General features: G+C 42.6%; 13 protein-coding genes, 1 riboswitch and 1 other annotated feature (1 of these 15 only partly in view). Of the genes, 7 read left to right on the forward strand and 6 right to left on the reverse strand.

The genetic code is table 11. From position 1 onward, the window contains the following. Nucleotides 1-22, reverse strand: a binding site (T-box leader); it reaches 183 nt to the left of the window's first position. Between the two features lie 96 nt (nucleotides 23-118). Beyond that, nucleotides 119-1,960 carry a hypothetical protein gene (locus A5882_RS11565; protein WP_228085136.1) on the reverse strand — a complete coding sequence of 614 codons (1,842 nt, stop codon included), beginning with the start codon at nucleotides 1,958-1,960 and terminating at the stop codon, nucleotides 119-121. A 107-nt stretch (nucleotides 1,961-2,067) separates the two neighbouring features. On the opposite strand from A5882_RS11565, the gene A5882_RS11570 reads away from it, so the two are divergent. Continuing rightward, a complete protein-coding gene (locus tag A5882_RS11570) occupies nucleotides 2,068-2,586 on the forward strand; it encodes a signal peptidase I (protein WP_016613282.1) in 519 nt (172 codons plus the stop codon). A gap of 62 nt (nucleotides 2,587-2,648) precedes the next feature. Here A5882_RS11570 and A5882_RS11575 read toward each other — a convergent pair whose 3' ends face one another. From A5882_RS11575 to A5882_RS11590, 4 genes are read right to left on the reverse strand one after another with little or no spacing between them, the layout of a single operon-like run. Beyond that, complete coding sequence (locus A5882_RS11575) at nucleotides 2,649-3,329, reverse strand: energy-coupling factor transporter transmembrane component T (RefSeq protein ID WP_086372801.1); 681 nt, start codon at nucleotides 3,327-3,329, stop codon at nucleotides 2,649-2,651. Beyond that, complete coding sequence (locus A5882_RS11580) at nucleotides 3,256-4,668, reverse strand: ABC transporter ATP-binding protein (protein ID WP_086372802.1); 1,413 nt, start codon at nucleotides 4,666-4,668, stop codon at nucleotides 3,256-3,258. Before A5882_RS11580 ends, A5882_RS11575 begins: the two co-directional genes overlap by 74 nt. Continuing rightward, complete coding sequence (locus A5882_RS11585; protein WP_005236560.1) at nucleotides 4,665-5,267, reverse strand: ECF transporter S component; 603 nt, start codon at nucleotides 5,265-5,267, stop codon at nucleotides 4,665-4,667. Before A5882_RS11585 ends, A5882_RS11580 begins: the two co-directional genes overlap by 4 nt. Beyond that, entirely contained in the window at nucleotides 5,260-5,883 is a 624-nt protein-coding gene (locus A5882_RS11590; protein WP_005236559.1) for a YkoF family thiamine/hydroxymethylpyrimidine-binding protein, read from the reverse strand. The genes A5882_RS11585 and A5882_RS11590 overlap by 8 nt, the downstream gene beginning before the upstream one ends. 94 nt (nucleotides 5,884-5,977) lie before the next feature. Next, a riboswitch (TPP riboswitch) is annotated at nucleotides 5,978-6,077 on the reverse strand. Nucleotides 6,078-6,400: 323 nt separating this feature from the next. Here A5882_RS11590 and A5882_RS11595 point away from each other — a divergent pair. Together A5882_RS11595 and A5882_RS11600 are read left to right on the forward strand one after the other, a co-directional pair. After that, entirely contained in the window at nucleotides 6,401-7,945 is a 1,545-nt protein-coding gene (locus tag A5882_RS11595) for a zinc ABC transporter substrate-binding protein AdcA (RefSeq protein ID WP_086372803.1), read from the forward strand. Nucleotides 7,946-8,010: 65 nt separating this feature from the next. Continuing rightward, the gene (locus A5882_RS11600) at nucleotides 8,011-9,021 is read left to right on the forward strand and encodes a plasmid pRiA4b ORF-3 family protein (RefSeq protein ID WP_008381564.1); all 1,011 of its coding nucleotides are present in this window, start codon (nucleotides 8,011-8,013) and stop codon (nucleotides 9,019-9,021) included. A gap of 93 nt (nucleotides 9,022-9,114) precedes the next feature. Here the strand turns inward: A5882_RS11600 and A5882_RS11605 are convergent, their stop codons facing one another. Beyond that, nucleotides 9,115-10,230 carry an FAD-binding oxidoreductase gene (locus tag A5882_RS11605; RefSeq protein WP_061053984.1) on the reverse strand — a complete coding sequence of 372 codons (1,116 nt, stop codon included), beginning with the start codon at nucleotides 10,228-10,230 and terminating at the stop codon, nucleotides 9,115-9,117. A 118-nt stretch (nucleotides 10,231-10,348) separates the two neighbouring features. On the opposite strand from A5882_RS11605, the gene recQ reads away from it, so the two are divergent. The 4 genes from recQ to A5882_RS11625 all read left to right on the forward strand — a co-directional run bounded on the left by recQ (nucleotide 10,349) and on the right by A5882_RS11625 (nucleotide 14,301). Continuing rightward, nucleotides 10,349-12,115, forward strand: coding sequence for a DNA helicase RecQ (gene recQ / locus A5882_RS11610; RefSeq protein WP_061053985.1), 1,767 nt, complete (start codon nucleotides 10,349-10,351; stop codon nucleotides 12,113-12,115). Nucleotides 12,116-12,172: 57 nt separating this feature from the next. Continuing rightward, on the forward strand, nucleotides 12,173-12,592 hold the full coding sequence (locus tag A5882_RS11615; RefSeq protein WP_005236549.1) for a GNAT family N-acetyltransferase: 420 nt from the start codon (nucleotides 12,173-12,175) through the stop codon (nucleotides 12,590-12,592). A gap of 57 nt (nucleotides 12,593-12,649) precedes the next feature. Further along, nucleotides 12,650-13,390, forward strand: a complete 741-nt coding sequence (locus tag A5882_RS11620; RefSeq protein ID WP_086372804.1) for a MurR/RpiR family transcriptional regulator — start codon at nucleotides 12,650-12,652, stop codon at nucleotides 13,388-13,390. A 545-nt stretch (nucleotides 13,391-13,935) separates the two neighbouring features. Beyond that, nucleotides 13,936-14,301, forward strand: coding sequence for a hypothetical protein (locus tag A5882_RS11625; RefSeq protein ID WP_008381556.1), 366 nt, complete (start codon nucleotides 13,936-13,938; stop codon nucleotides 14,299-14,301). Nucleotides 14,302-14,343: the final 42 nt, after the last annotated feature.

Here is a 14,343-nt window from a genome sequence, read left to right on the forward strand (position 1 = left end):
ACTACTATTCCAATGCTTGTTGCTGTTCTTTATCATGCTAAAGCGAAAAAGCGAAAAAAGCAAGAGTTTTTTCGCTTTTTCTTAAAATCGCTCCTTTAAAACTAATGTAGCAAGACGGTCAGTCGAAAGACAGCGGATCTATTTTCGCCCTAAGTGTCAAATGCAAGAGGTGAAGCCCGTCAGTTTCTTCAATCCGGATACTTCCTTGGTAGGCTAAACAAAGTTGTTCTAGCATTTGCATGTCAGCCTGCATCGCCTGTCGTTTGGTTTCATTGTTCTGTAGTTTTTCTGCTTCTTCATTTGAGAGAAGCGGCATTTGGCAGTCGATATGCAACTGGCCGTTCGTGTCATTCACCCTCAACGCGAGTCTTCGCTTTTGAGGATCAGTGACCGCACAAGTGTATCGGATGGCGTACTCTAGGCAATGAGCGATCAAGGATAGACGATCATTTTCCGCCAATTGTTCCAGTGGTTCTATGATGCCATCACAGGCAAAGGTGATCCTTTTTTGAGCAGCTGTGTGTTTATAATTAGCAAGCAGCATCGTCGTGAGTGATTCTTTTTCAACGGAAGGACTCGTTAACTGCTGCTTGATCTGTTCTTCAATCTCACTAAGGCCTTCATAGGCCGCTGCCAACTGCTGATCTTCTAACATATCCTTGACCGTATGGGTTCTTTGTTTGATGGTCCGTAAAACTTGCTGCCATTTTAACGTTTGTTCAGGGCTGATCGCTTGTTGGTTCTCATATAAACGCACTTTGATGTCTGCTGTATCGATCTGCTTATTTTTACCCTCGCTGGCAAAAAAGAGTTCAAGGAAGCCGTAGCAAGTAAAAATGATAATTAATAAGAAAAAGATGATCGAACGCCAATTGATATCAGATTGTGGCAAAACTAAAATATCCTGAATATACAAGAAACAATGACCAATAGCCGCAATCACGATCCAAGGCGCACAAATGACATAAAAAGGATTTTTTTTCAATGCTTCATAGATTGCTGCAAAAGAAGTAACGAAGGTACTGGTAATATTCAACAAGAACATATAATTCATGATGACGGGCAAACTTTGTGCTTGGAAAAGTGCGAAAAGTATCGCTAACAGACCGAATGAATAGTGGAAGTATAACCATTTCTGGTAGTACTTGCGAATAAAATGCATATTCGTGCAGTAAAAGCCGATCAAAAACATTGGTGTAATAATAGAAAGAATATTTAACATTACAGAGTTGACGATTGGGGGAAACAGTAGTCCACCAAGCATATCGCTGAAGCCCGCTTCCAAGCCTGCTGTTAAGGCAAAGCCGCTGAATAAGAGAGAAGATGTTTTCAGCCTTCGTTGATTGATAAAAGAAACTAAGACATAAAATAAATTGATGATACAAATAAAACCAGTAAATAAAAGAATGTAAATATTTAAAATTGACAGACTGAAGACATAGCCGATCAGTGCATTTGCAGGGCCAAAAAAGACTTCTGCTGGGAAGCCAGAATAGGTGTCAAAAGGACTAGTCACGTATATTTTCAAGGTTTTACCAACATAATCCTCAGGCAAGGTGATAAAAGACAATGTTTTGCCTGGATGATTGAGAGTCAGTGGATCATTGGGCTCATCGTTGGTGTAAATTTCTTGGTCATCGAGATAGACAGTCATGTGTTGATGATCGCCAATTAGTAACATTGTAGGGTATTTATAATCGTTGGTCATTTTTCGCTTCATCACAAAACGATCATTCGCTTTTACACTAGGTAAATGTTTCACATAACGACTAATAAAAGTAGATTCGGGATTGTCCTCAGCATAGAAAATCCAGTCTTCCTTTTTCTCCACTGCATGGATATCAGAAGTTGGGAATAAAAAAAGAACGAGAAAAAAGACAATACTTCCCAGTAAAAATAGGACCAGAAGGATGAAGGGAATCCAACGCTTTAAAAAAAACTTGTTATTTAAAAAAGGCATACTTTTTCTCCTCTGTTTTTTAATCGCCTTTAGCATAATATAAAGAAAAAAATAGAGTTATGTTATAGAATCATAAAAGAAACTGAGGTTTAGAAGGAGAATAGAAAATGAAGCTTTTTCCAAAACAAAGTATCATGCTCTCACTTTTTGTACTGATGTTCATGCTGCTGTCTGTACTAATTGTGGTGATCCCACATGCGTTTGGTTTCACAATGGCTATTGTTGCTAGTGATGCAATGGAACCGACATATTCTGAAGGGACACTCCTTTTTGTAAAAAAAGCTTCTGAAGATAATTTAGTGGTTGGCAACGAAGTAACGTATTATGTTGATCAAGGTAGACAGATGCGGACGCGGCGAATCGTTGCGGTTGGGGAAAATCAATCGGTGCTCTATACCATTGGCGACAATCAAAATCAGATGGAACCAAACGAAATTCAAAAAAGTCAATTGATTGGCCAGCCGATATTTTATATTCCCAAAGTAGGGGCCTGGTTGAACCAAACGACGATCCAGCTGTTTAAAAACATGTATCTTCTTTTCGCCTTGTATATATTAGCAACGACGATGTTTGTTACGTTTTACCAAATCAAATCTGGCTCAGTAAAAAAGACGATCACTTCTTAATAAATCAATGAAAAAAGACAAAGAAACCCTTACGTTTCTTTGTCTTTTTGTCTCTTTCCCCTTTATAGGATGAGTGTTCCGCCAAGTCCCACCATCAAACATAAGGATAAAAACAGCGTATCCATAAAAGTGATTCGAAATGTCTTGGCATAAGTTCGCTTTCCTTCACCGTCGAAACCTCTTGAAAGCATTGCCGTCGCCAAAAGTTCGGACCAGCGAATGGATTTGACGAGTAAAGGAATCAACATTTTGAAAGAAAACGAATTGACTGAGATTCCTCTGGAACGCATGCTATTGCGGATGTTTTGATACTCTGCTGGAATGATCGGAGCAATTTGAAACGCAGCGAGCAGACCGTACGCAAAAACGGCAGGTAGATGCAGCTGTTGCTGCAGCGAATAAATCAATTCATTGATCGTGGTCGTCACACTGAAGGAACTGCCCAGAATACCGAAGCAGTAGATACGGCTCGCCATGTCAAGCCCATAGTGAATAGCTGTCGTTGAGGAGGGATCGCCTTGATGGTCTTGATAGTAAAGGAGACCAGTGAAAAAGACCCCTACAGCTGCCAATGTCAATGCAGAAAAGAGCAAAAGACTTTTTTTCAAGGAGCGCTCTTTTACAGTAATAACGAAGAATAGGACAGAGAGCAATAAATTCAATCTGAAATTATTTTGAAAAGAAACCACTAAGGCGAGTCCTAAAATGGCGAATAACTTGACTGTGGGATTGAGTGTACGCATCTGCGACCTCCTTTTGATAGCAATTGAAATCAATGATTTGCGAGCAAAACTGTTGCAACAATAAAACATCGTGACTAACGATCAAAACTAACGTGCCAGTGGTTGCTTTAGCAGCTAATAGCTCCATGATCTGCCAAGCTTGTGTGACATCTTGACCATATGTCGGCTCGTCTACTAGCAGTAGGTCGACCGGGCGCTGCAGTAAGGAGGCAACAGCCAAGCGTCGTTGCTGTCCTTGACTCAGTAGAAAAGGCGACTGGGCACTCTTGTTTTGCAGACGCAATTTTTCGAGTAGTTTTTCGCTCTCGGTCGGGGCGCTTCCTTGGCTAAGCTCTTGCGCAACGGTAGCTGCCAAAAATTGGTCTTGCGGATTTTGCATGATCCAACTGATGGAGCGAAAAGGTGACGGATACTTCTTGATTGGTTTACCTGCCAAAAGAATATCCCCCTTATAGGCCTGCTGCTGTAAAATAGCTTTTAAAAACGAAGACTTGCCGCTGCCGCTACGTCCAGTGATTCCAATCAGTGAGCCCTTATCAAAGGCAAGATCTGGGAAAACAATTTCATGGTTTCGGATGGGTAATCGGAAATTTTGAAATGAAAGCCGTTTTTCGTTAGAAGTCGATTTAATGTTCACAAGCGGCAGCGACTTGCGTAGGTGCTGATCAAGTTGGCGGAGCGCTGCTTGATTGATCGTTCTGAATTCCTCTTCAATCAGCAGCCACTCATCGACCCAGTTAGCGGTCTCTTTGATTTGATGATCGATCAATAAAATACCAAGAGCATTTTTGTGTTGGATTTGCTGCAGCTTTCGTATGACTTTTTGACTTGTGTCCGAATCCAAATTGGCAAAGGGTTCGTCCAAAAGCAAGTAACGACTTTTTAATATCAGACAACAAGCCAATGCGGCTAGCTGTTTTTCACCACCAGACAAGGTCGTGAAAGGTTGATCAGCAAGGTGGGTAATCTCGCAAAATGCCAAAGCTTCAGCCACTTTGTTTGGCATGTCTTTTTGGGGAATACATTGATTCTCTAAACAGAAAAGCAACTCTTCGCGAGGTGTTGCCATGCAAAATTGCATATCAGGATTTTGAAACAATAAGCTGACGGACGTGCTTCTTTCCCGGATGGAAAGCTGGTTCATCGTTTGGCCGTCAATCGTATACGTCCCTCCATCAAACCCCTTCTCATTTAGTCCCGCTAAGAGATGGAAAAGGGTGCTTTTTCCTGTTCCTGAAGCACCATAAATCCCTTTTGTTTCACCAGGGGCCAAAGACAGAGTCAATTTAAGTCGCTTTTGATCCACCAAAAAACTGCCGTTTTTTACCGACAGGCTCATGCGGTTTTCCGTTTGACGATGACCGTTTGATCTTCAGCAATGGGGTAACTGTTGAGAACCCCCATCCGTGTCAGGTGGTCACAGACGATCTTCACTAAAAAGGCTGAAAAGAATAACGAAGAAAGCAAGCGAATAAGAAAGATCGCCAACAGCAACTGCCATTGTAGGTTAATGAAATTTGACCGAATGATTCCCCAAAGAAAACTCGTGATCGTGGCGCCCACGGCTCCAGTAACTAAAGGGAACCACCCGTATCGTCGGTAGCGGCCTAATGCAAAGCCGGCTTCTGTTCCGATCCCCTGTACAAAACCGCTAATAAAAATGATAGGTCCATAAAAATTTCCCATAAACACTTCTAAAAGAGCCGCAATCATTTCAGTGATCGTAGCTGCTCCCGGCTTACGTAGCACATATCCGGCAAAAGCTGCCGCCATGAACCAAACACCAAAGATAAACTCATTGGCTAAGACAGATAAACCAAAGGGCGTTAGAAGCGTACCTAACAACAATCCGAAATGGACAGCCCCAAGATAGATCACGCCAAAAATCAACGAAGCAATTCCTACCATGATGACATCTTTCAAAGCCCACTTAGTCATGTGGCATCGCCTCCTTTTTTGAAGGGCTATTGACCGAAACAGTCGCTTCCAGAACATAGTGGGGGAGATGGTCATGGGCATAAGCTAATGCGGCTTCAAAATACGCAAAGAGTTGGCTTGCTGATCCGGTCAGCATCGTCACATAGTGAGCGGAACGAGGGCTCAAGCCATGAGTCTCTGCCAGTTGGACGATCGTGGCGATTTCTTCCATATAATGATTTTCGCCAAATACGTAAAACGAATATTTGCAATCAACCAAAAAGTCACCATTCGCAAGGTTCTTTCCTTTATTGGGTTGCGCCTGTTCGCCATTCAAGAATGTGTCACCCGCAGTGTCTCCGGGACAGCCTTTGGAAAAAGTAAACTCACCCACGAGGTGTGTCTTTGATTCGTAGGCGTTGATAAATAGCGCCTCTGCTGCGTCTATGACACTAGGCGCTTCCCCTCGAAAAAGGGTACTGAACAGATCGGTCTGCTGCCAAACAGCGCTCGTATTCGTTTTTTCGATACTTGTTAAAATTTGTTGCGCGAAATGGTCTTTCATTGGGTACAAGCTAACTCGGCACCCCGTGATATCGATCCCATCTGCCGCACAGGCGATTGGTTCATTTGTCATTTTTCTCTTCTCCTCTCGATGGTTTTTCTGTCTACAAAAAAAGCGTTCCTCCTTTTTCTATCCACACGTAGACAGAAAAAATGGGAACGCGAAAAATCATGCGCTGCCACTTCCCTACGTTGGTACTAACCAAATCAGGTTCTAAGGGACCAGACATACGTCTATCTCAGCATAAAGCGCCCCTAGTGGATAATCTTCTATTCAATTACCCCCCGAGTGTAGCACAGGAGGCGACAAAGGACAATAGATAGCGATTTTCGTCATTTGCCAATTGTTGCCGAATCAACCGATCCATTCAGTAAGTTAATAATGATATCAGCAGTGGTACATATGAAAGTTTTTACATATAAAAAAACATCTTGAAAAGCTATTGACAAGGAGTAAATAGTTGTGTAAAGTAGAAAACCGATGGTAAAACGTAAACGTTACGTTTTGTTTTTGTAAATCGTAATTGATTTATCAGTGTTTTGCCGAGGAAAAGGAAATATGGAAAAATAAAAAGGAGTGTATTTTGAAAATGAAGAAGTTTTTTAAAATAACGATGTTATCAACAGTAGCCCTAGCTTTGGCGGCCTGTGGACAAGGAGGCTCTGATGCAACTGAACAATCAGGCAACGCTGCTTCTGATAATGAACAAATCCAGGTCATGGCTACGTTTTATCCGATATATGATTTTACTCGTCAAGTTGTAGGGGATGAAGGGGAGGTTGAATTATTGATGCCCGCGGGCACTGATTCCCACGATTATGAACCTTCTGCAAAAGATATGGCAAAGATCCAAGATGCGGATGTTTTCGTCTACAACAATGAGAACATGGAAATGTGGGTTCCTTCGATTGAAGCCACGTTAAATGACGGGGATGTGACAGTGGTTAAAGCCACAGAAGGAATGGTCCTGTTACCCGGTGACGATGACCACGACCACGATCACGATCATGACCACGGCGATGATGGTCATTCTCATGAATTAGATCCCCATGTCTGGTTAGCCCCAAGCTTAGCCATGAAACAAGTAGAGGCTATCCGTGACCAGCTGAGTGAGGCTTATCCAGCGAAAGCGACAGCCTTTGCTGAAAATGCTGCAAATTATTTAGCACAGTTACAAGATCTTCATGAATCGTATGAAGAAGCATTTAGCAATCCGGCGCAAAATCATTTTGTAACGCAGCACGCCGCTTTTGGTTATTTAGCTTTAGAATACGGATTGACCCAAGTTCCGATCTCCGGTCTTTCACCAAGTGAAGAGCCTTCCGCTTCACGGATCGCAGAACTAAAAGAGTTCGTTCAAGAAACAGGCATTCAGACGATCTATTTTGAAGAAAATGCCAAAGACAGCATTGCCCGGACGTTAGCGTCAGAAGCAGGAGTCGAACTGGCTGTTTTGAATCCATTAGAAGGCTTGACCCAAGAGCAGATGGATAACGGGGAAGACTACATTTCAATTATGGAGCAAAACCGCGATGCCTTGAGAAAAACCACCGATGTAGCAAATGACAAAGAAATGGCTGAAGCCGAAAAAGAAAAAACAGTTTATAACGGCTACTTTGAGGATGCCGATGTACAAGACCGTCCTTTATCTGACTGGGCAGGAGACTGGCAATCCGTTTACCCATTTTTACAAGACGGAACATTGGATCAAGTGTTTGATTATAAAGCAAAAATGGACAAGAAAATGACAGCTGACGAATACAAAGAGTATTATACGACAGGGTATCAAACGGATGTTGCTCAGATCAAGATCACAGACAATACAATGACATTTATTTTTGATGATGGTACAGAGAAAGAAGCTAAGTATGTGTATACTGGCAAAGAGGTTTTGAACTACTCAGCTGGTAATCGTGGCGTACGCTTCTTATTTGAAAGCACCGATGAAGATGCGGCGTTCAAATATATCCAATTTAGCGACCATATGATCGCACCAGGTGCTTCACATCATTTCCATATCTACTTTGGCAACGAGAGTCATGAAGCGTTACTAGAGGAAATGGAGCATTGGCCGACCTATTACCCAACGGGGATGAGCGGATTAGAAATTGCACAGGAAATGCTCTCCCATTAAAAAAAAGATTGACAATCTTCGCTCTTTTCGTCAAAGTAAACTTGATAGGAAGGAGCGAGATTTTTTTGGAAAAAACATTGAAGAAATTAGCGAAAGTGATTGACCGGATGATGGATCACGTTGATTTGTATGGCGGACCCAGTGTGGTTAGTGACGACGATCTTGAGCATTACTTAGATCCTGTTTTTTACTTGATCTTTTGCGCGGAAACAGATGGCGGCATGACCAAACTAAAAGACAAAGTCTTTGTTGAATGGGTATATACTGAAATGCTGCCTCAAGAAGTACCGTACAGTCTAAATTTTCTTCCGTTTGCCAAAACAGCCATTGAAGACTTTTATTACTGCATGTATAAAGAAAAGCATATTACCAAATCGCAATACCTAGAAATTGCCTTTGTATTGGCTGAAAAACAACCTATCTTTTTCGCTCGGATGTCCAAACCACAGTTTTGGTCAGCTGAAAAGAAAGAAGCGATGTTAGCAATGATTAAAGACACCGATCCCGAAGAACATGATCTATTGCCCGTTGATGACCCACGGATTGCTGCAATCTCGCCAAAAATCGTCCCATTTCCAACAAAACATACGGCCTTTGATGACGCAGCAGATACGCCGGTCGCCTATCAGGTCCGTATTGATTTAGAAGGATACCGTCCGCCAATTTGGCGTCGTTTGATTATTCCTGCAGGGCTGACCTATGAACAGCTACATATTTTGATCCAGATTGCCTTTGAGTGGATGAATCAACATTTGTATTTGTTTATTGCCGGCTCGAAATCGATCGGCTTAGGCAATTCCGTTCCAACGGATGCGTCCGCTATTGACCAAGATTTTCAGTATTGTAAGTCCATGACCTATATTTATGATATGGGGGCAGATTGGACACATAAGATCAAGATTGAAAAAGTGTTGACAGCAGAGGATCATCCGAATCCGGTCGTCCCGGTTTGTATCAAAGCTGTGGGCGATGTCCCGATCGAAGATGCCTTTGATGATGATATCCGTGAACCACTGGATCGTGAGATCATCAATGAAGTTTTACTCGATTATTGGGAAACAGGAGAATATGTTTAACTAGTAGTTAGGAAATTGTCCGTAATTTTACAAGAATCAAACAGCACAACCACCAGACCGTAACGGTTCTGGTGGTTTTTTAGTGGTTTCCTATCAAAGGCGCTTCTTGATATACTCTGTCATCGGTTTGGTGTAGCACGAGAAGTCTGTTGGTTGCGCATGTACCTCATTGATCCGATTTGCTAGAAGATAACCGATGTAAGGTCCCGTCGTTAAACCGGAAGAACCTAGCCCGCTGGCGGCGAACAAATTCGTTTCATCAGGCACTTCCCCAAAGAAAGGCGCAAAATCAGAGGTGTAAGCGCGTGTGCCGACTCGCATAGTCATTGGGGCAGCAAAGAGTGCTTCGGGGTCTTCAAGAAAAGCACCGATTCCTGTCATCAATTGCTGTTGGGCTGCTTCAGTAGGTGTCAAATCCCAACCAGCATCATTTTCATGAGTAGCGCCTAATAAAATTTGACCATTAGAGAAGGGAATCAAGTCGCCTTCGCCTTCTAGCATGGCGACCGGCCAACTGTTTGTCGGCAGGTTGGTGGCAAAAGAGAGCAACTGGCCTTTTTGCGGACGGATATCAACCTGATACCCTAAAGGTGATAACAAGTCTAGTAATCCCGGTCCAGCTGTCAGGCAAAGAATCTCGGTTTCAAGAAAGTGATCCTTGGTTTTGATTTGCCAATGGTTGTCGGTTCTGACGATCTCAGCTTTTTCTTCAATAAAAGTCACTTGCTGCTGCTGAGCGTTTGCTTTTAAGTGGGCAAGATAAGCCTGACCATCTAAGCGGCCACCGCCTGTGATTCGTAAAGAGGGCATTTCTTTTAGTAATGGCAATACCTCTTTGGTTTGTGAGCCCGTCAGTAAGTCGATTTCGCCGATTCCTGGTGCCGCCTTACGTCGATTTTCAGCTAATTCTGCCAGTTCTTGAAGCGCCTTTTCTGGTCGCACTACCAAAGTGCCACATGGGGCATAGATGGATTCATCTAAAGCAAAATCCCGTACCAATTTCGGGAAGAAAGCGGCTCCGTCTTGTGCTAACTGGTACCATTTTTTATTGCGGCGTTTGGATAACCAAGGGGAAATGATGCCAGCGCTGGCAGATGTTGCTTGACCGATGAGGGAATCAATGACAGTCACGTCAAATTTGGTTTTATCAAGATAATTGGCGAGGGTCAAACCGATGATCCCACTGCCGATAATCATAACTTTTTTCATAGTAGAAGACTCCTTTGTTTGATTTCATTGAAAAGCGAATAAAAAGCGAAAGTTCTCTTAATGCCGTTTTCTTTGCGTACTTAATTGCGTATAATAAGGAAATGGAAAAGAGGGTATTATGCAAACTATTCAAACAGTCTTAAAAGAACATTTTGGCTATTCACAGTTTCGTGAAGGTCAAGAGACGATTATTCAATCTATTTTAACACAACAAAATGTTTTGGGAATCATGCCCACAGGTGGAGGGAAATCCATTTGTTATCAATTGCCAGCGCTCTTGCTGGATGGAGTGACCTTGGTCATCTCCCCTTTGATTTCATTAATGAAAGACCAAGTAGATAGCCTCGTTGATATGGGGATCCCAGCAGCGTATATCAATTCTTCCTTGACAGGAGCACAGATCAATCAACGCTTGCAAGAAGCACGCCAAGGGCGAATCAAACTGCTTTATGTTTCGCCAGAACGCTTAGACTCAGAATCTTTCCGCTACTCATTGCGGCAGATGCCGATCGCTTTATTGGCCGTTGATGAAGCCCACTGTATTTCCCAATGGGGACATGATTTTCGCCCGAGCTATCTGCGACTCGCCGAAACGATCGAAAACTGGGAGCAGAAGCCAACGATCGTTGCCCTTACCGCGACAGCTACACCCAAAGTTGCCGAAGACATCGAAAACTTACTTTCAATTCCGGCAGAAAATCAAGTCAAAACCGGGTTTGCTCGGGAAAATTTGGCTTTTCAAGTCGTCAAGGATCAAAAAGATACCTACATCACAACGTATTTGAAAATGAACCAAGGACAATCAGGTATCATTTACGCCAGTACCCGCAAGGAAGTGGAACGGATCTATCACCTGTTGAAACATGAACGCGTGTCCGTCGGGTATTACCATGGCGGACTTTCAGAAGAAGAGCGCTCATTTTTCCAAGAAGAATTTCTTTATGACCGCCTGCAAGTGATGGTAGCGACCAATGCATTCGGGATGGGAATCAACAAAAGCAATGTCCGTTTCGTGATCCATGCCCAGATACCTGGAAATTTGGAGTCTTATTATCAGGAAGCCGGGCGTGCCGGACGAGACGGCGAACCCAGTGATGCGATCTTACTTTATGCTCCACAAGACATGCAGATTCAGCAATTCTTTATCGATCAATCCGAATCAGATATTCTTTATCGCCAAAACGAATACTTGAAATTGCGGGAGATGAGCCAATACGGACATACCCAACTGTGCTTACAGCGCTATATTTTGCGTTATTTTGGAGAAGATGGTTCCGATTGCGGTCGTTGCAGCAATTGCCTTGATGAAAGAGAACAAGTGGATATCACAGTGGATACACAAAAAGTGTTGTCATGTGTGAAACGAATGGGCGAACGCTTCGGGAAAGCCTTGGTGGGGAAAGTGCTAACGGGCTCTGGCGACCAAAAAGTCAAACAGTGGGGCTTTGAAAAGTTACCAACTTATGGATTAATGAAAGATTGGTCTCAAAAGGAAGTCAATCAGCTGATCGATTATTTAACAGCATCAGGGTATCTTTTGCCGTCAGAAGGGCAATACCCTTTGTTAAGTGTGACCAATGCGGGGATTGATGTGTTGCTTGGAAAAGCAAAAGTTTATAGAAAACAAACCAAAGTCAAACAGTTAGTGGTTGATGATGAACTGTTCGATCAACTGCGCACCTTACGATTGAATCTCGCACAAGAACAAAATTTGCCGCCGTATGTCGTTTTTTCTGATAAAACACTGCGAGAATTGGCGGAAGTTCAGCCAAAAACGCCGATCGATTTTTTACAGATCAAAGGGGTTGGCCAAAACAAATTGGATAAGTATGGCGATGCCTTTTTAGCATTGCTTTCTGAATACGAAAAGACGGAAAGTGACTAAAATAGACCATTTTCTCTACGATAAGACAAAAAAACAGCAGGAAGGGACGAAAAATCAGTGATTACGATTCGACCGGCAATAGCTGCAGATCAAGCGTTTTGGTTTTCTTTGGATACTCACTTACCAAAGGAAGTCTTCGCCAAAAAGATAATGGAAAAAACTGCTTATGTGATAGTTGCAGACGAACAGCCAGTAGGGTTACTGCGCTACAATTTTTTCTGGGACACGATTCCTTTTTGTACCATGTTAGTGATCGCAGAAGCGCATCAAGGCAAGGGACTTGGGAAACGGTTGGTTACTTATTGGGAACAACAGCAAAAAGCAGCCGGCCATGCTCTTTGTTTGACTTCCACGCAAGTCGACGAGCAAGCACAGCATTTCTATCGCAACCTTGGTTACCAAGATGCCGGTGGGTTACTTTTGACAAGTCCTGGATTTGAACAGCCGATGGAATTATTTCTTATCAAACAGTTGTGATGTTTTTGCTAGCTTGTGGTACATTGATAGGAGAATGAGAAAATAGGAGCGTTTACTATGTCTTTTTTTGGAAAAATCGATTTCAATGAGTTATCAGAGACCGATCGTGCGATTTATCATTATATGTCGAGCCAAAGTGATAAGATTCCCTATATGCGGGTTCGTGAGATCGCGCTTGAATCCCACACCTCAGCTTCTTCTGTTATGCGCTTTATCCGTAAATTAGGGTATGAGAGCTTTACAGAATTTCGTACCCAGTTCAAAGCACCTGAGTTAGATGCTGTCAGTTTTTTTAGCAGTATGACCGTTTTGGATCCGGAACGCTTCCCGCGAGACATCGAAGGAAAAATCCGGCGAATCGCTGAACGAATGCTGGAATGTGAGAATATTATTTTTTATGGCATCGGTGCGTCAGGTTCAATGTGTGAATATGCTGCCCGCCGTTTTGCCACAATCGGATTTAACAGTTATGCTTTGGTGGATAATACCTATCCAATCTTTGCGAAGCTGAAACATACGTCAGACAATATGATCGTGGTCCTTTCAATCACCGGAACGACCACCGAGATCATTGAAGTGGTCAATGGCTTTCGTAATAATCCTGACTTCACCACTGTAGCAATCACCAGTGACGCCAACAGCACACTGGGGCGAATGTCCGATTATGTCTTAGACTATTCAGTTGATGTGAAACGCATCAACAAGTATGAAGATTTGACGACGCAAATTCCTTGCCTTTTCTTAGTCGAAGCGTTGTCGGAGACGGTTCGTCAGTTTTCTTTATCCTCAGGGGAATAAGCTACATTTTTCCTTTAATAAATGAAAAAAACAAACAGGTTTAATGGATCAAGAGACTTTTCTTTTGATGACTTTTGGACCTGTTTGTTTTTTTGCATTTTAGCAAGCTAATTACGGTTCAGTCTTGTTGATAGAAAATGAGAGGGACGCCTGACATGAAGCGTCGATTCAAGGTGTCGAGGATTAAAGGAATAACGTAATCTAAGATCATTGAGCTTTTTGTTGTATAAAAGGGAGATGGCAAGTTTCTAAAATAGTTGCAACAATAACATATGAATGAAACGTATGTTTTTTTTAACTTCATGCAGGATATTCATCGATCGAGGAATATCGTGAATTTTATTCTAAGTAGAACATCGATATAATTAGTATGACATGTTTGAAAACCATGGTTTTTGAGATATCAAGTACGACTACGATCAAGATAGAATGAATTCCATATAAACAGTACTATTTAGGCTTTTGTAAAGAGATTGGCTTTAATAAAATAACACATCTCAAAAACGATCGTTTTCGAAATGAACAACTCACAAGGAGGAGGGAGAATGGATATCAACGGTGCATCTATTAGAGGAAGGGCTTTGAAAGTATGTTTGGTCTTATTGTTCGCTTTCGGGTTTACAAGAACGAGTTTTGGCGAGGAGAGACGTTCAACGGAAACGGAGGGGACAGTGGGGTTTACCGGGATTTATGAGCCTTTGGATCAACCAGAACCATCTCCACCAACCGGTCCTGTTCCGCGTCCACCGCAAGACACGGGTAAACCCGGCGGGCAGCTGCCCCAGACAAACTTCATTCAACGGTTGGATTGGGTGATTCTTGGAAGTCTCTTGCTGATCACCGCACTTAACATATACGTAGTAAAACAACTTATCAAAAAAGGGAAATCAACATTCCCTAAGTGGGGCTAGATCCCATGGGGAAAATAAGAGAAATGACATTTAGGAGTGAAT

It is taken from the genome of Enterococcus sp. 4E1_DIV0656 (assembly GCF_002140695.1).
Lineage (GTDB): Bacteria > Bacillota > Bacilli > Lactobacillales > Enterococcaceae > Enterococcus_D > Enterococcus_D entomosocium.